Below are 22,047 nucleotides of genomic sequence, written 5' to 3'. Positions count from 1 at the left end.
CCGGTTCAACAGGCAACTGCACGAAAATGAAACGAAGGCGATTGCGGAGAAGGCAGGCACGGACAAGGCGGAACAGGAGAAACTGACGCGTGCAGCGTGCTATGCGGTGAAGTGCTGGGCGGAGTATCCGGAGGGGAGTGCGGAGCGCAGCAAGAACTTTGTGAGTGAAATCGAGGCATCGCAGCTGAAGCCGCAACTGGATTGGGTGAACCAGCAGAAGGAAGCGGGGTTGTTTGAATACACGCCGTTGCAGAAGATTGGCGATGCGGTGAAGAACGATCCGGTTGGGGTGGCGAAGGATGCGGCGAAAGCGGGACTGGGTTTCGTGACCGCGAAGACAGGTGGAGCGCTCTGCGGAAGTGGCTTGGGATGTGCGGTCGGTTCCTGGATGTTCGTGTTTGGCGCAAGCGATATGGTAGAGGGTACGACCGGATTAATGAATCGCTATGACGGGATTTCCTCGCCTGGAGTGAATCCGTTGAGGTTTGGGTTCAATCAGCTAAACCCTACATGGGGGAATGCCGTGTACGACGGAGTTAATCTTGCATTCTCTATTGCGGCATTGAAAGTTCAGGTTCCGCTAAATGTTGGCGTTGCCGATGGTCTCAATCGCCCTGTTTCTATGTTTGGCGTCACGGTTCCGCGTTTCGACAATGTGAATCTTCTACCGTTTATTAAACAACCTTGGCCGTATGGTGCGACGCAGGGGTTTTTGCTCTATGGGGTTGGTTCGAAAGGGACGGCGGTTGTCAATGACGTGCGGCAGGCCGTAGGAGATAAGAAGTGAACTGGCGAAGATTGTATGCGACCACTCAGATATATGGAGTCGTAGGCGGTGTTGCCGTAGGTGGAGCCGGGTGTTGGTCGTTTCTGGTCGCAGGACTATGCCGCATAGCATTTGATCTTGGCGACAACGAATCTATGCTGCTGATTGGCCTTCCTCTTTTTATTATTCTATTTGTCGTATTTGTGAAGCACTTACCGAAGCCACTACGCAAGGCCGGGATGTTAAGCGACGATCCCGAGAAATTCGGTCCATGGTTCAAGTCTGACCGCAAGAGCTGAACCACCGAGCCCGGCGGATGCCGGGCTCAGTGTTCATGCCTGTTTCGAACGAGGGCGACGTCGAGGTCGTCGTTCAGCGGCGAATTGTTCGTGATGGCGGATGCGGGCCTGTATCTCCTGTTCGGTCATCTCGCGATTGCCGATCCGGTAGTTGTGATCGGGGGAGATGGTCAATTGCTGGGAGCGGTAATTGACGGAGAGCAGCACATGGTTGCCGGGCACAAAGCCGGTGGTGGCGAGCAGGCGATCGACGACGCTCTGCCACGGGAAGGCTGGCCGGTTACGGTCGGGCAGGAACTGCGAGGTAAAGCCGTCGTAAGGGGCTTCTTCCAGCACGAAAGGGAAGTAGTCGACGCGTTCGACAGATTTAGCGCGCGAGCGCCGTGGTGGTGCTGGTATAGGTGGTGCTGCCGGCGTCGAGGCAGGAGCGAAATCGATAAACGATGGCAAATCTCGGATTGGGAAGTAATGAAATGCTTAGACTGATTGTCTTATATTTTTGTGCTTTCTCGCTGTCATTTATGTGCTTTGCCTCCATAAAGATATTTGTAATGATATTTGCGGTCTATTTGTACGGTGGCGATTTCTTATGGGCGAGCGGCGACACAAAATTCGTCTTTGTGAACGGCGCTTTATTGGGGCTTGTATTTTGTGTCTTCGCGACATTGGCTTTTGTGCGAAATGAGTGATAACAGGCCTCGCCTCGCGTCGAAATGGTGGGAATTGAATTTGATGTCGGGTTGAGGGCGATTTTTACGTTGCATCGTGGATTAATTTCGATAGCCGAAATCGGCGTCGAACGAAAATGAAGCAGAACAAATGCGAGAGACCAGAAAACTACCTCTTGTCGTCGACCTCGACGGCACGCTGACGACATCGGACACCTTGATGGAATCCGTGATACGTGTCGTCAGACGTAAGCCTGCAAACCTGCTGCGATTGCCATTCTGGCTCGCCTGCGGTCGCGCTGCATTCAAGGCAAAAATCGCAGAGCACGCTGATTTCCGAGCAGAGTTGCTTCCCTACCGCGACCCGCTTGTCGACTACCTTGGCGACGAACGCAAAAGTGGCCGCAAGATCGTTCTTGCGACGGCCGCGCATCGGTCGATCGCTGAGCGCGTGGACGCGTATCTCGGTCTGTTCGACCTTGTCATCGCAACCAGCGGCGGCACAAATGTGAAGAGCGACGCCAAGCTTGCCGCCATTCGCCAGCAGGTGGGCGACGATTTCGTCTACGCAGGCGACAGCAAAGCCGATCTGCCGATCTGGGCCGGCGCGAAGGGTGCTGTTCTGGCCGGCGTTACGCCTGCTGTTGCCGCGAATGTCCGGAGCAACACCCCGGTCGAACGGGAATTTCCGAATGCGCGCGCGGACCTCGCCACATGGTGCAAAGCATTGCGTGTCCACCAGTGGCTCAAGAACCTGCTGCTGTTCGTTCCATTGCTGACAGCATTTGCATTCCTTGACACCGACAAGGTCGCCACGCTCGCGCTCGCGTTTCTGTCGTTGTCGCTTGGTGCGTCCGCCACCTACATCGGCAACGATCTCTGGGACCTGGACAACGACCGCCGACACCCTCGCAAGCGCAACCGCGCCTTCGCGAGCGGTACGTTGTCAATTGCCAGCGGCGTCGGTTGTGCGGCGTTGCTGCTGGCATTGGCGTTTGCATTGGCATTCGCGGTGTCGATCGAGTTCGCCGGCATGTTCTTGCTCTATCTGTTGCTCACGACAGCGTATAGCTGGCGCCTGAAATCGATCGTGCTGCTCGATGTCGTCGTGTTGTCGCTTCTGTACACGTACCGGATCGTGGCGGGAGCCGTCGCGGCGGAAATTGCGGTCAGCCGCTGGCTCCTCGCGTTCTCCGTATTCGCCTTTCTGAGTCTCGCGCTCGTGAAGCGCTGCTCCGAGCTTGTGCTCTTGCGTCAGAGCGACAAACGCGCATCCGTGGGCCGCGATTACCGGGTGAGCGATCTCGAAGTGCTCTGGCCGTTTGGCGTCGGTGCATCGCTGGCTGCGGTGGTCGTGTTCGGCCTTTTCATCAACGCACCCGAAACCGCCACACGCTACGCGGTTCCGCATCTGCTCTGGTTCGTGCAGATCGGCTTGATTTACTTGTTCGGTCGACTATGGATCACGACGGTGCGTGGCGCGATGCACGACGACCCTATCGTTCATATTCTCGAAAACCGCGGCAGTTTCAGCATGCTATGCGCCATGGTGGCGATCGTGCTGGCCGCTCACTTCCTGCCGGCTCCGTGAACGGCGTATGCATATGACGGAAAAAAATCGAGACCGGGTGCGGGCGTTCTGCCGCTTCGCCATTGTCTACGTGCTGCTGTTCGTGTGCGCCGGGAACATCACCAACAGCATGCTGCTGAAGTGGGGCTTCCGTGATGACCAGAAGGGCGATTTTGCAACGAGCTATAGCCTTGTCGGCATGATGAACGGCGACGCGCCGAAGCCGTATGTTTACCGCTCATCGTTTCCGAAAGCTGCGAAATGGATCGCCGAGCAACTCGACCAGGCAAAGCAGGACAAGCTTTTCAAATCGATCACGCGACATGACTCACTGCGCAAGGCCTATTTTGCGAGTGTGCCGGACGAATACTGGACGCCGGTCGTGGCGCTCGTCTATCACCTGACATACATCGCGATCGTGTTGTCGACACTGTTTGCGTTGTTGCTGGTCTACAAGCTGGCCAGGCTACACGGGCTCAGCTTTGGACATTCCGTCGGTTTTCTTGCAGCGTTCAGTTTTGTCTACCCGCTCACGTTTCAGCAGGGTGGCTACTACTACGATTTCTTCGAGCTGCTCGGTGTGCTGGGTGCGTGCTATTTCCTTCTGAGGAAGCGAATGCTTGCGTGCACGCTGACGATAGCCGTTTTTTCCGTGAACAAGGAGACATTCTTTCTCGTTCCGCTCGCCTTGTTCTTCCTGCACGAGCGAGAAATCGCAGCCTCGAAACGCTTCGGCTGGCTGGCTTTGCAACTCAGTGTCTGCGTAGTGACCCGACAGTTCATCATGAGCGGGTATGCAGAGAATGCCGGCGGATTCGTCGAATATCACGTGTGGGACAACCTGAAATTCTGGCTGAATCCCAAGTCCTATCTGTCGTTCTACAACCTCGTAGGAAAAGGCATTTTCACCCCAAGTCTGGAAAACCCTCTGATGCTCGTGCCGCTGGTGGTGTTCTTCAGTGCGGCTTGGCGCGCGACGCCCACGCAGTACCGCGTCTACTTCCTTGCGGCATTCCTGCCGGTACTGGTGTTGTTCGTCTTCTTCGGCTATCGGGACGAGGCGCGAAACTTCTCGATTGTGTTTCCGGCGCTCGTGCTGATCGCGCTGCATGGTGCGAATCGATTCAACTCGATTTTCAGCGGAAGCGAGGAAGTGTCGGCTGACGCCCATTGCCTGCCGCGCCGCCAACCGGATGTGGTAGCGGCGACGGAGGCCGTGCGATGAACTGGTTGATCATCATTGCAAGCGGCATTTTCGGCGGACTCGCGAGCGTGTTGCTTAGAGTCGCCGCTCTCAAGGGCATTGCGCTTGGCGAGTCGAGCGTATTGCCATGGATGGCACGCGGCGCAGCTATCGGCGCCTACGGTATCGGGTTTGTCCTTTATGCGATCGCCTTGCGCAAGGCAACACTTGGCGTCGCATACCCGACCATGGTGGCGATCGCCTTGCTCGTGGTGCTGTTGTTCACGGCGCTGCACGAACAGCTTTTGCGCCCGATGCAGGCGGCCGGCGCACTTGTCATCCTGATCGGCGTCTGGATGGTAACGCGGTACGCGTAATCTAGAGAATGAAATACATGAAGAGGAAAATCCAAGAGGCCAACCTTGTCGCAGCATCGTTGCTGCTCGCATCGGCCGGCGTGCCGGCACAGTCGATGCCGACGATCGGCAACGATCAACGCGTCCGTGAGCAGGAAGAAGCGCGCGAACGCGAGCGAACCGTCTCCGCTCCGGCGGTGCGCTCGACCGTGACGGAACGTGCGGACTTTCCGGCATTGCCAACCGAAACGCTGTGTTTCCGGATCGACGGCCTTGCGCTCGATGTGCCGGACTCGCTGCCCGGCCCGGTAAAGGTGCACGGAGCATCTGCTTTGCCGATGGATCGCTTCGCATTCGCCCGCGAATGGCTGAACCACTATGCCGGACAATGCGTCGGTAAGCAGGGCATCAATGTACTGGTCAAAGGGCTGTCCCAAGCAATCCTGTCGCGCGGTTACGTCACGACGCGCGTGCTTGTACCCGAGCAAGATCTGTCGAGTGGCGTGCTGAAACTCGCGCTGATCCCCGGCGTGATCCGCCATGTGCGCTTCGCCGACGAGAAGCTGCGCGGCACGTGGAAGACCGCGTTCCCGACGCGCGATGGCGAACTGCTGAACCTGCGCGACCTCGAACAGGGCCTCGAGCAGATGAAGCGCGTATCGAGCCAGGACGTGTCGATGCAGATCGTGCCGGCCGATGCGCCCGGCGAAAGCGACGTCGTGCTGGATGTGAAGCGCGGCAAGCCATGGACGCTTGTCGCATCGATCGACAACTCCGGCACGCGTGCAACCGGCAGGCTGCAAGGCAACCTGTCGCTCGGCATCGACAACCCGCTCGGCCTGAACGACATCTTCAACATCGGCGTCAGCCAGGACCTCGAATTCGGCGACAAGCGTCTTGGTTCGCACGGCTGGAACGGCTTCTATTCGATTCCGTGGGGCTACTGGACCGCGACGCTCTCGGCATACACGAACACGTATTACCAACAGATCTCCGGCGTAAACCAGACATTCGTCGCCAGCGGCAACTCGAAGACCGTCGACTTCAAGCTGAACCGCGTGTTGTCGCGCAGCCAGAACAACGTACTCGGCGCGCAATTCCGGCTGTCACGCCGCTTCGGCCAAAGCTTCATCGAAGACACCGAGATTCCGCAGCAGCGCCGCAACAATACATTCGTCGAGATCGGTCTGACAGATCGCCACTACTTCGGTGGGGCGCAGTTCGACGGAACACTAGCCTATCGCCAAGGCGTCAGCGCATTCGGCGCACGGGACGACGTGCTTGCAGCAGAGGGCGGCCCAACCTACCGCTACAAGATGGCCGTGCTCGATGCGAACCTGTCCGTGCCGTTCGCCATCGCCAAACAACCATTCCGTTACATCGGGACATTCCACGGCCAGTACACCGGCAACACGCTGTACTACATCGACGACCTCACGATCGGCAGCCGCTACACGGTACGCGGCTTCGACGGCGAGACGATGCTGGCGGCCGCGCGCGGTTTCTACTGGCGCAATGAATTGCAGATGCCGATCGGGCAGACGGGGCAGGCGATTTATGCGGGGCTGGACTACGGCCGCGTGTGGGGAGCACAGCCGGTCGCGCTGGTCGGCACGCAATTGGCGGGTGCGGTAATCGGCGTGAAGGGCAGCGTAGGCACGCGATTCGGCAGCTATGCGTACGATCTGTTTGCCGGCACGCCAGTCTACAAGCCGTCGGGGTTCCAGACGGTGCGCGTGACGTTCGGATTTCAGCTGACTGCGCAATTCTGACTCTTCGGCGTCGTTGCCCCCGCCGACGAACGAGCGTCGGCAGGGGCATCGTGAAAAAGAGCGTCGAAAATGGCATGTCCGACCGAAACAGGAAGCATGGCGTGTTCGGTGGTCGGTGAATCCGCTCAAAATGTCGCGTCAATTTCGTCTTCGTCCGATTTCATGTTCGGCGCGGCTTTGGCATGCTGCTGCAATCTGTTGATTCGCGATGAAACTCAGCGGCGGAATGATTGGGTCGCAGTCACATCGTGGATTGCGTAACCCGACTGAGTATCTGAACTCTGTCACGTCCTGACCGACCCCGTTGGGAGTGGTGATTCGTCTCGTATCGAGGCTCAGTGATCGAATAAAAAATAGGACTGCGAATGCAGGATATCGGAAATATTGGGGCGGGACCTAAGTTTATGTATCTGTTTGAAAAGACGACGTGGTCGCGTCCGATGTGTTGCAAAAGCTTCACCAGTCTCGCTGGAGATCTGTCCGCCCGGATGCGAATTGACACACTCGGCGAACGAAATGACTAACGCCGGCCGAGCCAGCGTACTGATCTCGCTCGTCGTCCCGTTCCATAACGAGGAGGAGGTGATCGATGCCTTCTTCCGCGAAGTCACGGCGGTGCTGCTGCGCATCCCGGACGCGGATTACGAGATCGTGTGCGTGAACGACGGCAGCACCGACGCCACACTGGAAAAGCTGCTTGCATTCTGCGAGGCGGATGCGCGCGTTCGTGTTGTCGATCTTTCCCGGAACTTCGGTAAGGAAGCGGCGCTGACCGCGGGCCTGGACGAAGCTGCAGGGGATGCGGTGATTCCGTTCGATGCAGATCTTCAGGATCCGCCGGAAGTCATTCCTGTGTTGGTGGAGCGTTGGCGGGACGGGTTCGATGTGGTGCTCGCGATGCGTGCCGATCGTCATGTGGATTCGTGGGCCAAACGCGGCATGGCGGCGCTTTTCTATCGCGTGCACAACGCGATTTCCGATACATCGATCCCGGAAAACGCCGGCGACTTCCGGCTGATGACGAGACAAGTGGTCGATACGCTGAAACAGCTCCCCGAAAACCGTCGTTTCATGAAGGGGCTCTTCGCGTGGGTGGGTTTCCGCGTCACGTCCGTCGACTACGTGCGACGTCCCCGCGCGGCCGGCTGCTCAAAGTTTTCGGGTTGGAAGCTGTGGAATTTCGCGCTGGAAGGCCTGACGAGTTTCGGCACGCTGCCGCTGCGCGTATGGACCTATATCGGCGGCGTAACTGCGGGCTTTGCAATTTTCTATTCGACCTATCTGATCCTCCGAACACTGATCCACGGCATTGGTGTCCCCGGCTATGCATCGCTCATCACGGCGGTGCTGTTTCTCGGCGGCGTGCAACTGATCGGCATCGGGGTGATCGGCGAGTACGTCGGACGCATCTATATGGAATCGAAGCGGCGTCCGGTCTATGTCGTACGCAGAATCCATCGAAAGGGTTCCGCGTGACGCTCGCCTTCAAGGCCAACACCATCCCCGCATGCAACAACCGTCACGCGCGAGCGGGTTAACGCAGGCGGTGCATCTCCGTACACAGACATCCCTCATGACGCAATCACTTACGCACGAACCGCCGCACGCCCTTGATGAGACGCGCGAAGCCGGCAATACATGGCTCCTGATCGCGCTGCTTCCCGCACATGCGATCGTCTGGACCATCGCAGCCTGGCTTTCGCGAGGCAATCTCGACATGCAGGGCGACATGATCGAGAACTATGCGTGGGGAATCGAGTGGCAGGCCGGCTACGCCAAGCATCCGCCACTTTTTGCGTGGATCACGGCAGCGTGGTTCAAATTCTTTCCAAACACGGAAATTGCCTATTTTGCGCTGTCTTCGCTCAATGCGATGGTCGGCCTGCTCGGCATCGTCGCACTTGCCGGCCGAGACCTGCCACGTCGGCTTGCCGTCGTGGCAGGTCTCGCGATGGCCGTCTCGCCGCTCTACTCAAATCTTGCGGTCAAGTTCAATGCGAATGCGGTTCTGTTGTCGATCTGGCCGTGGACTGCCTATTGCTTTGTCCGGTTCATGCAGACGGGGGGATGGCGATCTGCGCTGGCACTGGGCGCGCTTGCGGGCGCATCACTGCTCGGCAAGTATTTTTCGGTCGTCTTGCTGATGGCACTGTTCGCTGCGGCACTTGTGCGGCCTGCGTGGCGCATGCGTCTGTTCAGTTGGAAAACCCTGCTTGCGGCAATCGCGGGCGCGATCGTACTGGCGCCACACGTTGTCTGGCTCGTCGACAATGCGTTTCTGACGTTCGACTATGCGCAAGACCGGACCGGCGGCACGTTGCCTGCCGCGCTTGAGCGATTCGGGATCTACACGGCTGCGCAGCTTGGCTATCTTGCATTGAGTTTCCTGTTCGTGATCGTGCTGGTTCGTCGTGCACGCTGGCAGGCGGCGAAGGTGATGGCGGCAAGCTACGTCAGGCCGGGCTTGTGTCCAGACCTCTGGTGTCTGGCGCTCGGGCCGCTCATTGCAACGGGCGTTGTCGCAGTATTGACGAAAACACAGATGGCATCGGTATGGGGAATGGCAGCGTGGTTTGCAATCGTGCCGTTATGGCTGAAAGTGCTGCATGCTCACCGATTCGAAATCGTGGCGGAGCGTGCAGGTCGGATTCTGGCGGGATACTGGGTGGTGGTGATCGTCGTAACCGCCGCGGTTGGCTACATCGGCGTGCTGCGTCAATCTGACGACGCTGCTGAGCCGCGTGCGGAACTTGCCGAAGCCGCTAACGCCATGTGGCGCGTTCGAACCGGACAGGACGTTCCAGTCGTTGCGGGTTCCGTACACGAAGCTCAATCGATCGCGTTCTACGGTAGCGGATACACGCGCTACTGGGACATGATTGATCCTCGAATGACGCCATGGCTGACAGCCGCTGACGCGCGCAAGCTCGGAGCGATGTTTGTTTGCCGCTTGGGCGATACGGTCTGCCTTGACGCGTCGGCCGCATTGAGTGGTGTCGAGCCGACTATTGTCGAGGTTCGCAAGCAGGCTTGGGGCAGGGTGTTGGTGCCGAGGCGCTACGCGCTGTTCATGTCGGTTGCGCAACAATAGAAATCTGTCCGCATGTTTGTAGGCGAGGCGGTTGTACAAAGCGTTAGCTGCCCGCATGCGTGAACCGCTCGCGGAACTGGATGGCCGGCCGCTTACACGGAGCTTGCCTATAGCCGCGTGTGGGGACCGCAACCGGTCGCGCTGGTGGGAACGCAACGTGCGGACGCGATGATCGGCATCAAAGGAGGTGCCAGCACGCGATTCGGTGCGTGTGCGTACGACCTGTTCGCGGGCACGCCCGTCCAAGCCGTCCGGCTTCCCGACGGCGCGGGTAACAGTCGGGTTTCAGGCGACGGCGCAGTTCTAGATCGACCTCGCCAATCACGGGCGGCCAAGGTAAAACGGGGCGTGATCGCCGACACATACCAGCCGGCGATCGCCGATGCGGAAGGCCGATCCACAATCGCGCACGTTCCCGAAAAGCCCCACGCCCACCACCGATTCCTGCTCCACTTCCCACCCCGCCCGAAATATTTCTCCCAATTACCACCCAGCCCATTCATCTGATGAAAAAACCGCTCCGGTTCCCGGTATGATGCGCATCTCGCGCATGTATGGAACGCTTAGTTTTGATCTCGCATATAGGTGGCCGGCCTATCCGGCATAGCGGTTCGGGTCGTGAAAGAATCTGTAATATAAATTCCGTATACTTGTAATTTCTGACTCAGGCGCCGCCCGCCCGCGTGCTGGCCGGCCGCCGACGCAGAACAACCAGATCCGTCGCCGCCCGGCCACCCGGCGCCGCGACACGCTATGTACCGCCACCGATAATTTATGTCTTCCCGCCACCCTGGTTCGCCCAGCCGTGCCGCGGCGATGTTCGGCCGTGTCTCGGCACTGCTCCGCAACGAGCGTGTCCTGTCACCGCTGCTCGCACTCGGCATCGGGCTGCTGTTGATCGTGGTCTTCCAGCACCTGTCGGCATCTGTCGACTACCGGTCGGTGATCAGCCAGCTCCGCAACATGTCGGCCGCCGAGTGGGGCGCGTCGCTCGCCGCGACGGCGCTCAGCTATCTCGCGCTCGTCGCGCGCGACGCGGTCGGCCTGCGATACGTCGCAGCCAAGGTGCCGCGCGCGGCGCTGTGGATCGGCGCGATCGCGGGCTCGGCGCTCGGCAACGCCACCGGCTTCGGCGCGCTGACGGGCGGCGCCGTGCGCGCGCGCGTATACGGCGTGGCCGGCGTCACGCCCGCGCAGGTCGGCCGCATGACCGTCTTCACGAGCGGCACGCTCGCGCTCGCGCTGGTGCTGATGACCGCGCTCGGGATGGTCTGCATGCCGCAGGCGCTCGCCGCGATGCTGCACGTCGCGCCGGCCGTGCTGACGTGGGGCGGCGCCGCGCTGCTTGCCGCGATGGCCGCGATCGTCGTCGCGTGCGGCAACACGGCCCGGCCGGTCGTCACGCGCTTCAAGTGGCTGTCGTTCGACGTGCCGGCGCGGCGCGACCTCGTCGCGCAGATCGTCTACGCGGTACTCGACGTGGTCGCCGCGGGCCTGACGCTGTGGGTGCTGCTGCCCGCCGCGCCGGTCGGCTTCGCGAGCTTCATCACCGTCTACGCGGCCGCGCTGCTGCTCGGGATGATCGGCCATACGCCCGGCGGGATCGGCGTGTTCGAGGCCGCGATGGTGTTCACGCTCGGCCACGACGTGCCCGCGCATGCGATGGTCGCCGCGCTGATCGCGTATCGCGCGATCTACTTCGGCGTGCCGTTCGTGCTGTCGGCCGGCCTGCTCGCAGGCTTCGAAGGCCGCGCGTTGCGGCGCCGCCTCGTCACGCGGCAGGCCGCGCGCGTGTCGCAGCTCGCGCCGCTGTTCCTGAGCCTCGTCACGTTCGCGGTCGGCACGATGCTCGTGATTTCCAGCGCAACGCCGGCGTTCTGGCACCGGATCGCGATCCTGCGCAACGTCGTGCCGCTGTGGGTGCTCGAAGGCTCGCAGGTGATCGGCAGCGTGCTCGGCGTCGCGCTGCTGTTCGTCGCGCGCGGGCTGCTGCGGCGGCTCGACGCCGCCTGGTGGATGACCTTCGCGCTTACCGTGACGAGCATGGCACTGTCGCTCGTGAAGGGGCTCGCGTTCGTCGAGGCGGGCGTGCTCGGCGCGCTGCTCGTGCTGCTGCTCGTCAGCCGCCGGCGCTTCAACCGCCATTCGTCGCTGTTCGCCGAGCGCTTCACGATCGGCTGGTTCGTGTCGGTCGCGATGGTGCTGATGCTCGCCGTGTGGGTGCTGGGCTTCGCGTTCCGCGACGTGCCGTTCACGGGCGACCTGTGGTCCCATTTCTCGTTCGACGCACGCGCGCCGCGCGCGCTGCGCGCAACGCTTGCGGCCGGCCTGTGCGCGGCGATGTTCGCGCTGTGGCAGCTGCTGCGCCCGGCGCCCGGCCGCTTCGTGCAGCCGGCGCCGCAGGACCTGCTGGATGCCGAACGGATCATCCGCGCGCAGGAATGCAGCGATGCCGGTCTCGCGCTGATGGGCGACAAGAGTTTCCTGTTCTCGGAATCGCGCGAGGCGTTCCTGATGTACGCGAAGCACGGCCGCACGTGGGCCGCGCTGCACGATCCGGTCGGCCCGCGTAGCGAATGGCCGGCGCTGATCGGCAAGTTCATCGCGCTCGCGCATGCGCACAGCGGCCGCGCGGCGTTCTACCAGGTGCGCGCGAATGCGCTGCCGCTGTATCTCGACGCGGGCCTCACGCTGATGAAGCTCGGCGAGGAGGCGCATGTCGCGCTCGACGCGTTCGACCTGAAGGGCTCGCATCGCTCGCACCTGCGCTACGCATTGCGCCGCGGCGACAAGGACGCGCTGACCGTCGAGGTGATCGCGCCGCAGCACGTGCCCGACGCGCTGCCCGCGCTGCGCGACATCTCCGACGGCTGGCTCGACAGCCGCGACGCGCGCGAGAAGAGCTTCTCGGTCGCGGCGTTCCACGACGGCTATCTCGCGACGCAGTCGGTGATGCTCGTGCGGCAGGCCGACAAGCCGATCGCGTTCGTCACGTTCATGACGACCGACCTCAACACCGAGGCGACGGTCGGCGTGATGCGCCATCTGCCGGAAGCGTCGCCGTACGCGATGGAGTACCTGTTCACGCAGCTCGCGCTGCACCTGAAGGAAGCGGGCTTCCGCAAGCTGAGTCTCGGCATCGCGCCGTTCTCGGGGATGGGCGCCGCGCGGATGCCGTCGCCGTGGCACCGGTTCGGGCTGATGGTCTGGCGCTTCGGCGGCCGCTTCTACAATTTCCGCGGCTTGCGCGCGTTCAAGAGCAAGTTCGAGCCGCATTGGGAGCCGCGTTATCTCGCGGCTTCGGGCTCGGTCGGCGTGTTCGTCACGCTGGCGGATCTGTCTTTGCTGGCTGGAGGTCGGCGTTCATGATGTTGAAGAAGGGAATCGCGCGGGCGCTGGGCGCCTGCGCAGGAATGATGCTGGCCGGCGCCGCGTTCGCGACGCAGCCGGCGGCAACGAATGTGCAGACGGTGGCAGGCGGCCGGTACGGCCCGGTCACGGTCACGAAGCCGAACGGTCCGCTGCGCGGCTTCGTCGTGCTGTTCTCGCGCGACAGCGGCTGGAACGCAGCCGACCAGCAGGCCGCCGCCGCGCTCGCGAAGGCCGGCGCGATGACGGTCGGCGTCGATTCGGAGCGCTATGCGGCGAACCTCGCCGCGAAACAGGAAACCTGCCACCACCTCGACGGCGACGCCGAGGCGGTCAGCCACCAGCTCGAACGGCTCGCGCGCTCGTCGCGCTACTACGCGCCGATCGTCGCGGGCGTCGGGCAGGGCGGAGCGATCGCGAAGCAGATCCTGTCGATGGCGCCTGAGAACACGATTGCCGGCGCGGTGTCGGTCGAGCCGTCCGCGAAGCTCGATCCGCGCTTCAAGCCGTGCCCGCCGGATCCGACGATCGTGCGCCGCGCGATGCCGGGCTTCGTCGACAGCGCGGCGACGGGCGACAGCGCGAAGCTCGTGTCGCTGGTTGCGCCGCACCTGCGCGACGGCACGTCCGACGACGAGTTCGACGTGTCGGACCTGCCGCTGATCGAGCTGCCGGCCGCGAAGCCGTCCGGGCAGCTCGCGATCGTGATCTCGGGCGACGGCGGCTGGCGCGATCTCGACAAGACGATCGGCGAGGCGCTGCAGCGCGACGGCGTGTCGGTCGTCGGCATCGACAGCCTGCGCTACTTCTGGAGCGAGAAGCCGCCCGCGCAGACGAGCCGCGATCTCGCGCGCGTGATGCGTACGTACATGAAGCGCTGGCAGGCGACGAACGTCGCGCTCGTCGGCTATTCGTTCGGCGCGGACGTGATGCCGTTTGCCTACAACCGGCTGCCGGCCGACCTGCGCGACAAGGTGGCGGTGATGTCGCTGCTCGGCTTCGCGCCGGCTGCGGATTTCCAGATCCGCGTGACGGGCTGGCTCGGGATGCCGGCGAGCGACAACGCGCTGAAGGTCGCGCCGGAGATCGCGAAGGTGCCGCCTGGCATCGTCCAGTGCTTCTACGGCGAGGCGGAGAAGGAAACGATGTGTCCGGCGCTCGCGAGCACTGGCGTCGAGCTGATCAAGACGCAGGGCGAGCACCACTTCGGCCGCGACTACATCGCGCTCGAGAAGCGGATTCTCGCGGCGTTCAGGAAGCAGGTGGCGGCGCGGTAAAAGCGCGGCCGCCGGGCCGGCCGTCGCTGGACGGCCGCTCGCGGGCAAATCGTCCGCGAGAAAGACGTTTGCGGGAAGGCCGTCTGCGAAAAGACCTTCCGTGCGAGGATGGCTGCAACGGGGCTGTCGCGCCGCCCGGGTCATCCTTCCATTTGCGCCGCCGCGTCCTGCGGCGGCGTTTCCGATTCCGATCTCGCATCGCGCTGATAGAAACCAGGAAAGCGCTCGAGCTGGTGCTGCGCGTCTGCCATGTCGGCATCTTCGCGCAGCACTGCGCTCGAGAAGCCGGTGCGCTCCATCAACAGCAACTGGTCGACCATCACGTCGCCTGTCGCACGCAGGTCGCCGGCATAGCCGAAGCGCTTGCGCAGCAGGTAGGCCTGGCTATATGCGCGGCCGTCGGTAAAGGTCGGGAATTGCAGAACGATGCACGTCGCGGCGGCGATCTGCGCGCCGTGGGGTTCCAGCTCGTCGTCGTTCGCGATCGCAAGCGTCGCGTCGCCGCGCTGCTGCGCGTCGTGCGTGTCGTCGTCGTGTTCTGCCGGCGTCAGCAGCCGGATGCGTTGCAGTGCGTTCATCATGCGTTTTCGACGGAATGCCGCGCGTGGTGGGCTGCGGTCTTGAAGGGCTCGGGGCCGACGCGGCGCACGGTGTCGATGAACCGCTCGCTGCGGCCGCCGGTGTCGAGCCGCGCGTCGAGATAGGCGGTCACAAGGGCGTCGACGACATCGACGATCTCGTCCGCCGAGAACGACGGGCCGATCACCTTGCCGGGCTGCGCAGGGCCGCTCGCGGCCGAGCCGTCGGAGCCGCCGAGCGTCACCTGGTACCACTCGGCGCCGTCCTTGTCGACGCCGAGGATCCCGATGTGGCCGCTGTGATGATGGCCGCACGAGTTGATGCAGCCGCTGATGTGCAGATCGATGTCGCCGACGTCATGCAGCATGTCGAGATCCTGGAAATGTTCGGCGATCGCATCGGCGATCGGGATCGAGCGTGCATTCGCGAGTGCGCAGAAGTCGCCGCCCGGGCACGCGATCATGTCGGTCAGCAGGCCGACGTTCGCGCTCGCGAGGCCGATCGCGCGCGCGTTTTCCCATAGCAGGAACAGGTCGTCGACGTGCACCCACGGCAGCACGGCGTTCTGCGTATGCGTGACGCGCGCTTCGCCGGCGGAGAAGCGGTCGGCGAGGTCGGCGAGCGCGTCGAGCTGGTCCGGCGACGCGTCGCCGGGCGCCTGCAGGCGCCGCTTGAACGACAGCGTGACGATCCGCAGCGACGGGTCGCGGTGTGCGGCCACGTTGCGTGCGAGCCAGCGCGCGAACGCCGGATGCCGGCTCGCCTGCGCGGCGACGCGCGCGTTCGCGTCGTGCAGGTCGACGGTGCGCGGCTTGCGCGGCGGCGGCACGAAGCACGCGGCGATGCGGTCGAACTCGGCCTGCGGGATCGTATGCGGGCCGCCGTCGTGCTCGACGATCTGCCGGAACTCCTCTTCGACGTCGTCGATGTAGCGCTGCCCCTCGGTCTTCACGAGGATCTTGATGCGCGCCTTGTACTTGTTGTCGCGGCGGCCGTAGCGGTTGTACACGCGCACGATCGCCTCGATGTAGTTCATCACGTGCCGCCACGGCAGGAACGCGCGCAGCAGCGTCGCGGTCATCGGCGTGCGGCCCATCCCGCCGCCGACGCTCACGCGGAAGCCGAGCTCGCCCGCGTCGTCGCGCACGAGCTTCAGCCCGACGTCGTGCCAGTCGGTCGCCGCGCGATCCTCGGCGGCGCCGGTGATCGCGATCTTGAACTTGCGCGGCAGAAACGCGAACTCGGGGTGCAGCGTCGTCCATTGCCGCATCGCCTCCGCGAACGGGCGCGGATCGGCGATCTCGTCAGGCGCGACGCCCGCGCGCTCGTCGCACGAGATGTTGCGGATGCAGTTGCCGCTCGTCTGGATGCCGTGCATGTCGACGGTCGCGAGCAGGTCCATCACGTCGGCCGACTTCGCAAGCGGAATCCAGTTGAACTGCACGTTGGTGCGTGTCGTGAAGTGCGCATTGCGGGTCGGCAGGCGCGTCGTGCCGAGCTGCGCCTGCGCGTCGCACGCTGCGCGGTAGGTCGCGTCGTCGGGTACGTCGTAGTCGCGCGCGATTTGGGCCAGCACGCGCAGCTGCGCGCTCGACAGCTCGCCGTACGGCACGGCGACGCGCAGCATCGGCGCATGGCGCTGCACATACCAGCCGTTCTGCAGCCGCAGCGGCCGGAACGCGTCTTCGCTCAACGCGCCGCGCTGCCAGCGTTCGAGCTGGTCGCGAAACTGGGCGGCACGGCTCTGCACGAGCGCCCGGTCGAAATCCGTATATCGATACATGGAGTCGGAAGCAACGTGAGCGGCGCGGGGCACGCCGCTCGTCGGACGGCCGCGCCCGGACGGACGCGACGAATGGACAGCGTAGAGAACGCGCGGCGCCGCAACAAGGAGCAGTTGCGAGCGGAACATGCGCAGCAGATGCGCATCGTGTCGAGAGCTGAGAGCTGAGAGCTGAGAGCTGAGAGCTGAGAGCCGAGAGCCGAGTGCTGAGCGCGGCGGATGCGTGCAGCAGCGACTGCACGTGCGGAAGCCCGACCGCGGGCGGTGTCCGGAGCGCATCGGGCCACGCATCGAGCCACGCATGGCGCCGCGAACGGGCGCCGCGTATGGCTGCCGGAGCGGAAGCGGGGTCAGTCCGCCTTGCGCACGGCCGGCTCGGCGACGAGCTCGCCGAGCACGCGGATCGCCCGCTCGATCTCGCGGCTCCACGGATGGCCGAAGTTCACGCGTACGCAGCGCTCGAAGCCGTGCGCGGCGGAAAACAGCGGCCCCGGCGCGAAACTGATCCCGCGTTCGATTGCCTGCCGATGCAGCTCCATTGCGTCGATCGCGTCAGGAAACTCGAGCCACAGGAAGTAGCCGCCGTCGGGCTTCACCCATTCGACGCCGGCCGGCAGCCAGCGCCGCAGCGCATCGTCCATCCGCCCGAGCTGGCTGTGAAGCGCGCCGCGCAGCTTGCGCAGATGGCGGTCGTAGCCGCCGTGCTCGAGATAGTTCGCGATGCCGGCCTGCGCGGGAATGCTCGCCGACAGCGTCGTCATCAGCTTGAGCCGCTGCACCTTCTCCGCGAAGCGGCCCGCGGCCGCCCAGCCGATCCGGTAGCCGGGCGCAAGCGTCTTCGAGAACGAACTGCAGTGCATCACGAGGCCGCGTTTGTCGAACGCGCGCGCGGGCAGCGGATAGTCGGGCCCGAAATGCAGCTCGCCGTACACGTCGTCCTCGATCAGCGGCACGTCGCGCGCGGCGAGCAGGTCGACGAGCGCGCGTTTTTTGTCGGGCGACAGCGTGACGCCGGTCGGGTTCTGGAAATTCGTCATGAACCAGCACGCACGCACGTTGTGGCGGTCGAGCGCGTGTTCGAGCGCGACGAGATCGAGCCCCGTGTGCGGATCGACCGGAATCTCGACGGCGCGCAGGTCGAGCCGCTCGATCGCCTGCAGCGCCGCATAGAAGCCGGGCGCTTCGACGGCCACCACGTCGCCGGGGCGCGTGACGGCCATCAGGCACAGGTTCAGCGCTTCGAGCGCGCCGTTCGTGACGACGATCTCGTCAACCGGTTGCGACACGCCCATCGCCAGATAACGCAGCGCGATCTGCCGGCGCAACGGCTCGTTGCCGGGCGGCAGGTCGACGACCGTGCTCCACGGGCTGATGAGCCGGGTCGCCTGCGCGAGCGATTTCGCGAGGCGCGGCAACGGAAACAGCTGCGGCGCCGGGAACGCGGAGCCGAGCGGCACGATGCCCGGCTGCGTCGCGGCGTCGAGGACCGAGAACACGAGGTCGCTGATGTCGACCTTGCGCGTGGCGGACGCGGCCCGGCTCGCGCGCCGCTTCGCGGGCGGACGCGCACCGGGCGCGACGTAATAGCCGGAGCGTTCGCGCGCGCGAATCAGGCCCCACTGTTCGAGCAGGTAGTACGCGCGAAACACCGTCGACTGGCTGACGCCGTGCTGCGCGATGATCTGGCGCAGCGATGGCAGGCGCGTGCCGACCGCGAGGTTGCCGGTGCGGATTTCGTCGGCGATCGTGTGGGCGAGGGTTTCGTAGCGTTTCATCGGTGTGGACGGGAGCGCGCCGCCGGTTGCGGGCCCGAGAGGCGTCGCGCGCGGCACGCGGGCACATTGTCCGATGGACGCTGCGAAAAGGAAAGCGCATCTGTCCCCGTGATGGGGCGCCGACGCGGATACGCGTCCGTCGGGCGTGACCAGGCGATTGCAAATCGGAATGCGGCAATTACCGCATTTCCCGTTTATTCGCGTGTGGGCAGGCCGAGTGAGAATTGTATGAAGAAGCCGCGATCGAATGACGATGCGACGACTCAAGTTTTACCGCGAGCTGTCGTTAACGACGTTTGCGCTGAATTCTTTCGGATGGGCAACAAAACAACGAGTCCGAGATCGACAGCACATTCTCCTGATTAATTAAGATTGATTGCATCCACAACATTATGCAATTGGATAAATGGAATCGAGCGGCTGCGGTTTTAAATCCGTATCACGAATCATTCCATTCGGTCGGTAAAAAAGTAAGAGTGAATACGCATGCGGTCAGTTCTTATTGCATGACGTTTCTTTTTATGGTCTTGTAGCGATCTCAAGCTATCGCATCGACTAGAAAAAAAGGACAGTCGAATGCAGCCGTACGAGGCGGACACAGTCCGATTGATCAGGAGAATCGGCGCAGGTTGGCGCGGGGTCAACGTAACATTGCGCAAGATTCTCATCGTTTTGGCGTCAGGCTTGTTGTGCATGTCTGGTGTCGCCGCGCAGGAATCCGCAAACGAAAACGTATTGCGCGTTCTCGCGTGGCCTGGTTATGCCGACAACGATGTCGTCAGCGCTTTCGAATCGCAATTCCATGTGCGAGTCGAAGTGACGTTTGTCGACTCTGACGAAGCGTTATGGTCGCGCATGCATAGCGCTTCACCGCCGGCCTACGACGTGCTCGCGGCGAATACCGCCGAGATCCAGCGTTATGCGCGCGACAAGCTGCTCGCGCCGCTCGATCTGGCGCGTATTCCGAACCGTCGGCTGCAATTGCCGAGTTTCCAGCAGGTCTCGAAGATCGGCGGCCTCGTGCTCGATGGCGCGACCTATGCGGTGCCGTTCACGTATTCGTCGATGGGGCTCATCTACGATCGCAAGCAGGTGCCGGCCGCGCCGCATTCGATGCTCGAGCTGTGGAACCCGCTCTACCGGGGCAAGGTGCTCGATTTCAACAGCGCGCAGCACAATTTCTCGTTCACCGCGCTGGCGCTCGGCTATGCAGATCCGTTCATCCTGTCGCCTGCGCAGACGAACGCGGTCGCGCGCAAGCTCGTCGAGCTGCGCCGCAATCTGCTCACGTACTACACGTTGCCCGAGGAAGCGACCGCGCTGTTCATCCAGCATCACGCGGCGCTGATGTTCGGCAACTACGGCACGCAGCAGGTCGAGCTGCTGCGCCGCGCGGGCGCGGACGTCGGCTATGTGATTCCGGACGAAGGCGCGCTCGCGTGGCTCGACTGCTGGGGGATGACGCGCGGCGCGCAGCGTCCCGACCTGGCGCTCGCGTGGATCAACTACATGCTCGAGCCCGGAATCGGCGCACTGCTCACGCAGCGCCAGGGGCTCGCGAATACGCTTGCGCCGCCGCCGGGCCTCGACACTGGGCACCAGCATCTCGTGTGGCTCCAGCCGGTCGAGAGCATCGCGCGCCGCGAGGCGCTGTGGAGCCGCATCGTATCGGGCGATCGGCCGGAGCGTTTCGGAAAATGATCAAGCTCGGCCTCTCCTCGAAGCTGTCGGTGCTGTTCGCGTGTATCGGCGTCATCGCGTCGGGCGTGACCGGCTATTACGCGTATCGCGCGAACCGCGCGATGCTCGTGCAGGAAGCGCAGCACAGCCTGCTGACGTCGACGCAGCTGCTCGGGCAGCGCTTCAGCACCGCGCTCGGCGACGTGGCCGACGACGCGCTGGTGCTCGCGACGATGCCGTCGTCGGCGGCGGTCGCGAGCGGTGACGATCCCGTGCACGTACGGCGTCGGCGGCTCGAACAGGTGTACAACAGCTTCATGCAGCATCACCCCGAGTACCTGCAGATCCGCCTGATCGCGCGCGGGTACTACGGGCTCGAGCGGATTCGCGTGGACCGCGACGTGCGCGGTATCACCGTGCTGCCGGAGGACGAATTCCAGGAGAAGGGGCAGTTCTCTTACGTGTTCGATACGCTGTCGACCGCGCAAGGCCACGTCTACCTGTCGCCGATCGCGATCAATCACGAGACGGGGTCGCACGCGGCGGAGGGGCAGCCGATCCTGCGTGTCGGCACGCCGGTGGTCGATGCGCACGGCGAGACGGTCGGCGCGCTCGTGATCGACGTCGAGTTGACGCGCGTGTTTTCGCGGGTCGAACGCGATCTGCCGGAAGACTATCAGGTGTATCTCGCGAACGAGTGGGGCGATTTCCTCATTCATCCGGATCCGGCACAGACGTTCGGTTTCGACCGCGGGCGGCGCGTGCTGATGCAGGAGTCGTATCCGGCGACGAAGCCGCTCTTCGACGAAGCGGGCACGAGCGTGACGTGCGCCGGGTCGGCACGCGCGCCGAACCATATGCTCGCGTTCGCTCGCACGCCGTTCAGCCGCGGCGAAGGCAACCGCTTCGTCGTGCTGGGGATCGCGCGGCCGCTGGCGGACGTGGTCGCGCCTGCCGACATGCTCGGCAGCCGGATCGTGCGGATGGTGCTGATTTCGAGCGTGTTCGCGGTGATCCTCGCGATCCTGTTCGCGCGCGCGATCACGCGGCCATTGCAGACGCTCGCACGCGCGGCGACGCATGTGTTCGACGATCCCGCCACGGAACGGCTGCCGATCGGCCGCTCGGACGAGATCGGCGTGCTCGCGCGCTGCTTCGACTGCATGCGCGTCGAGATCCGCACGCAGATGACGATGCTGCGGGCCAAGCAGCAGGAGCTCACGCATCTGGCCGGCCACGACGTGCTGACAGGGCTGCCGAACCGGCTGCTGTTCATGGAGCGGCTCGACGGCGCGATTCGCCATGCGGCGGCGATGAACGAAGGGCTCGCGGTGATGTTCGTCGATCTGGACCGCTTCAAGCAGATCAACGACCAGCTCGGACATTCGGCCGGCGACCGCACGCTCGTCGCGGTCGCGAAGCGGCTGAACCTTGTGCTGCGCAGCGGCGACATGGCCGCGCGGCTCGGCGGCGACGAATTCATCGTGCTGCTCGCCGGCGTGAATTCGCCGGAAGTGATCGGCGACGTCGCATCGCGGATCCAGATCGTGATGACCGAGGAACTGGAGTTCGGCGAACGGCGCATGGCGGTCGGTGCGAGCATCGGCGTCAGCGAGTTTCCGGCCGACGGCGGATCGGCCGAAGAATTGCTCGTCAAGGCAGATGCCGCGATGTACGCGGCGAAGGCGTCGGCGCAGCGCGCGTACGTCCGGTATCAGGAACTGCTCGGCGCGCGGACCCGCGCTGACGGCGCGATTCGCGAGTCGTAATCGGCGATTGCGGCGACGGCGGCGTTGGCAGCGTTGGCGGCGGCGTGCCGCGGAAACGGCATCCGGTGAACGGCAACGTGGTGTGGCGCCGAAACGGCCGGCGCCAATGC

15 protein-coding genes and 1 pseudogene are annotated in these 22,047 nt (G+C 63.5%); 12 read left to right on the top strand and 4 right to left on the bottom strand.

Going from position 1 to position 22,047, the window contains the following annotated elements:
- The coding region (locus tag ACV22Z_RS34860) for a hypothetical protein (protein WP_448080793.1) at positions 1–787 on the top strand (787 nt) is incomplete at its 5' end.
- Between the two features lie 311 nt (positions 788–1,098).
- Here the strand turns inward: ACV22Z_RS34860 and ACV22Z_RS34855 are convergent.
- Positions 1,099–1,401, bottom strand: coding sequence for a hypothetical protein (locus tag ACV22Z_RS34855; protein WP_448080792.1), 303 nt, complete (start codon positions 1,399–1,401; stop codon positions 1,099–1,101).
- A gap of 483 nt (positions 1,402–1,884) precedes the next feature.
- Here ACV22Z_RS34855 and ACV22Z_RS34850 point away from each other — a divergent pair, with 483 nt between their 5' ends.
- The 9 genes and pseudogenes from ACV22Z_RS34850 to ACV22Z_RS34810 all read left to right on the top strand — a co-directional run bounded on the left by ACV22Z_RS34850 (position 1,885) and on the right by ACV22Z_RS34810 (position 14,351).
- Positions 1,885–3,324, top strand: a complete 1,440-nt coding sequence (locus ACV22Z_RS34850; RefSeq protein ID WP_448080791.1) for a UbiA family prenyltransferase — start codon at positions 1,885–1,887, stop codon at positions 3,322–3,324.
- A gap of 13 nt (positions 3,325–3,337) precedes the next feature.
- Positions 3,338–4,528, top strand: a complete 1,191-nt coding sequence (locus tag ACV22Z_RS34845) for a hypothetical protein (RefSeq protein ID WP_448080790.1) — start codon at positions 3,338–3,340, stop codon at positions 4,526–4,528.
- Positions 4,525–4,863, top strand: a complete 339-nt coding sequence (locus ACV22Z_RS34840; RefSeq protein WP_448080789.1) for a small multidrug resistance protein — start codon at positions 4,525–4,527, stop codon at positions 4,861–4,863. Before ACV22Z_RS34845 ends, ACV22Z_RS34840 begins: the two co-directional genes overlap by 4 nt.
- A gap of 95 nt (positions 4,864–4,958) precedes the next feature.
- Entirely contained in the window at positions 4,959–6,614 is a 1,656-nt protein-coding gene (locus ACV22Z_RS34835) for a ShlB/FhaC/HecB family hemolysin secretion/activation protein (RefSeq protein WP_448080797.1), read from the top strand.
- Positions 6,615–7,130: 516 nt separating this feature from the next.
- Positions 7,131–8,090 (top strand): glycosyltransferase family 2 protein, encoded by a 960-nt coding sequence (locus tag ACV22Z_RS34830; protein WP_448080788.1) that lies wholly within the window; start codon positions 7,131–7,133, stop codon positions 8,088–8,090.
- Between the two features lie 97 nt (positions 8,091–8,187).
- Entirely contained in the window at positions 8,188–9,705 is a 1,518-nt protein-coding gene (locus ACV22Z_RS34825; RefSeq protein WP_448080787.1) for a glycosyltransferase family 39 protein, read from the top strand.
- Positions 9,706–9,792: 87 nt separating this feature from the next.
- Positions 9,793–10,012 (top strand): annotated as a pseudogene (locus tag ACV22Z_RS34820) (ShlB/FhaC/HecB family hemolysin secretion/activation protein); the annotation flags it as partial.
- Between the two features lie 467 nt (positions 10,013–10,479).
- Positions 10,480–13,074 (top strand): bifunctional lysylphosphatidylglycerol flippase/synthetase MprF, encoded by a 2,595-nt coding sequence (gene mprF, locus ACV22Z_RS34815; protein WP_448080786.1) that lies wholly within the window; start codon positions 10,480–10,482, stop codon positions 13,072–13,074.
- Positions 13,071–14,351, top strand: a complete 1,281-nt coding sequence (locus tag ACV22Z_RS34810; RefSeq protein ID WP_448080785.1) for a virulence factor family protein — start codon at positions 13,071–13,073, stop codon at positions 14,349–14,351. Before mprF ends, ACV22Z_RS34810 begins: the two co-directional genes overlap by 4 nt.
- A gap of 140 nt (positions 14,352–14,491) precedes the next feature.
- On the opposite strand, the gene ACV22Z_RS34805 is transcribed toward ACV22Z_RS34810, so the two are convergent.
- The 3 genes from ACV22Z_RS34805 to ACV22Z_RS34795 form a co-directional block, all read right to left on the bottom strand.
- Positions 14,492–14,932 (bottom strand): DUF934 domain-containing protein, encoded by a 441-nt coding sequence (locus ACV22Z_RS34805; protein ID WP_448080784.1) that lies wholly within the window; start codon positions 14,930–14,932, stop codon positions 14,492–14,494.
- Positions 14,929–16,713, bottom strand: coding sequence for a nitrite/sulfite reductase (locus ACV22Z_RS34800; protein ID WP_448080783.1), 1,785 nt, complete (start codon positions 16,711–16,713; stop codon positions 14,929–14,931). The genes ACV22Z_RS34805 and ACV22Z_RS34800 overlap by 4 nt, the downstream gene beginning before the upstream one ends.
- A gap of 350 nt (positions 16,714–17,063) precedes the next feature.
- Positions 17,064–18,488, bottom strand: a complete 1,425-nt coding sequence (locus ACV22Z_RS34795; RefSeq protein WP_448080782.1) for an aminotransferase-like domain-containing protein — start codon at positions 18,486–18,488, stop codon at positions 17,064–17,066.
- Between the two features lie 693 nt (positions 18,489–19,181).
- Between ACV22Z_RS34795 and ACV22Z_RS34790 the strand changes: the two genes are divergently transcribed.
- Together ACV22Z_RS34790 and ACV22Z_RS34785 are read left to right on the top strand one after the other, a co-directional pair.
- Entirely contained in the window at positions 19,182–20,189 is a 1,008-nt protein-coding gene (locus tag ACV22Z_RS34790; protein WP_448080781.1) for an extracellular solute-binding protein, read from the top strand.
- Positions 20,186–21,937: a diguanylate cyclase domain-containing protein gene (locus ACV22Z_RS34785; RefSeq protein ID WP_448080780.1), complete on the top strand. Its 1,752-nt coding sequence runs from the start codon at positions 20,186–20,188 to the stop codon at positions 21,935–21,937. The genes ACV22Z_RS34790 and ACV22Z_RS34785 overlap by 4 nt, the downstream gene beginning before the upstream one ends.
- The last annotated feature ends 110 nt before the right edge of the window (positions 21,938–22,047 follow it).

The sequence above is a fragment of the Burkholderia sp. PU8-34 genome, assembly GCF_053427725.1.
This window is presented reverse-complemented; position numbering and strand designations above follow the sequence as displayed.

Excerpts from the sequence above, each read along its gene's own strand:
- ACV22Z_RS34850 (WP_448080791.1), top strand. The coding sequence starts at position 1,885 with ATGCGAGAGACCAGAAAACTACCTCTTGTCGTCGACCTCGACGGCACG.
- ACV22Z_RS34845 (WP_448080790.1), top strand. The coding sequence starts at position 3,338 with ATGACGGAAAAAAATCGAGACCGGGTGCGGGCGTTCTGCCGCTTCGCC.
- ACV22Z_RS34840 (WP_448080789.1), top strand. The coding sequence starts at position 4,525 with ATGAACTGGTTGATCATCATTGCAAGCGGCATTTTCGGCGGACTCGCG.
- ACV22Z_RS34835 (WP_448080797.1), top strand. The coding sequence starts at position 4,959 with ATGCCGACGATCGGCAACGATCAACGCGTCCGTGAGCAGGAAGAAGCG.
- ACV22Z_RS34830 (WP_448080788.1), top strand. The coding sequence starts at position 7,131 with ATGACTAACGCCGGCCGAGCCAGCGTACTGATCTCGCTCGTCGTCCCG.
- ACV22Z_RS34825 (WP_448080787.1), top strand. The coding sequence starts at position 8,188 with ATGACGCAATCACTTACGCACGAACCGCCGCACGCCCTTGATGAGACG.
- mprF (WP_448080786.1), top strand. The coding sequence starts at position 10,480 with ATGTCTTCCCGCCACCCTGGTTCGCCCAGCCGTGCCGCGGCGATGTTC.
- ACV22Z_RS34810 (WP_448080785.1), top strand. The coding sequence starts at position 13,071 with ATGATGTTGAAGAAGGGAATCGCGCGGGCGCTGGGCGCCTGCGCAGGA.
- ACV22Z_RS34805 (WP_448080784.1), bottom strand. The coding sequence starts at position 14,932 with ATGATGAACGCACTGCAACGCATCCGGCTGCTGACGCCGGCAGAACAC.
- ACV22Z_RS34800 (WP_448080783.1), bottom strand. The coding sequence starts at position 16,713 with ATGTATCGATATACGGATTTCGACCGGGCGCTCGTGCAGAGCCGTGCC.
- ACV22Z_RS34795 (WP_448080782.1), bottom strand. The coding sequence starts at position 18,488 with ATGAAACGCTACGAAACCCTCGCCCACACGATCGCCGACGAAATCCGC.
- ACV22Z_RS34790 (WP_448080781.1), top strand. The coding sequence starts at position 19,182 with ATGTCTGGTGTCGCCGCGCAGGAATCCGCAAACGAAAACGTATTGCGC.
- ACV22Z_RS34785 (WP_448080780.1), top strand. The coding sequence starts at position 20,186 with ATGATCAAGCTCGGCCTCTCCTCGAAGCTGTCGGTGCTGTTCGCGTGT.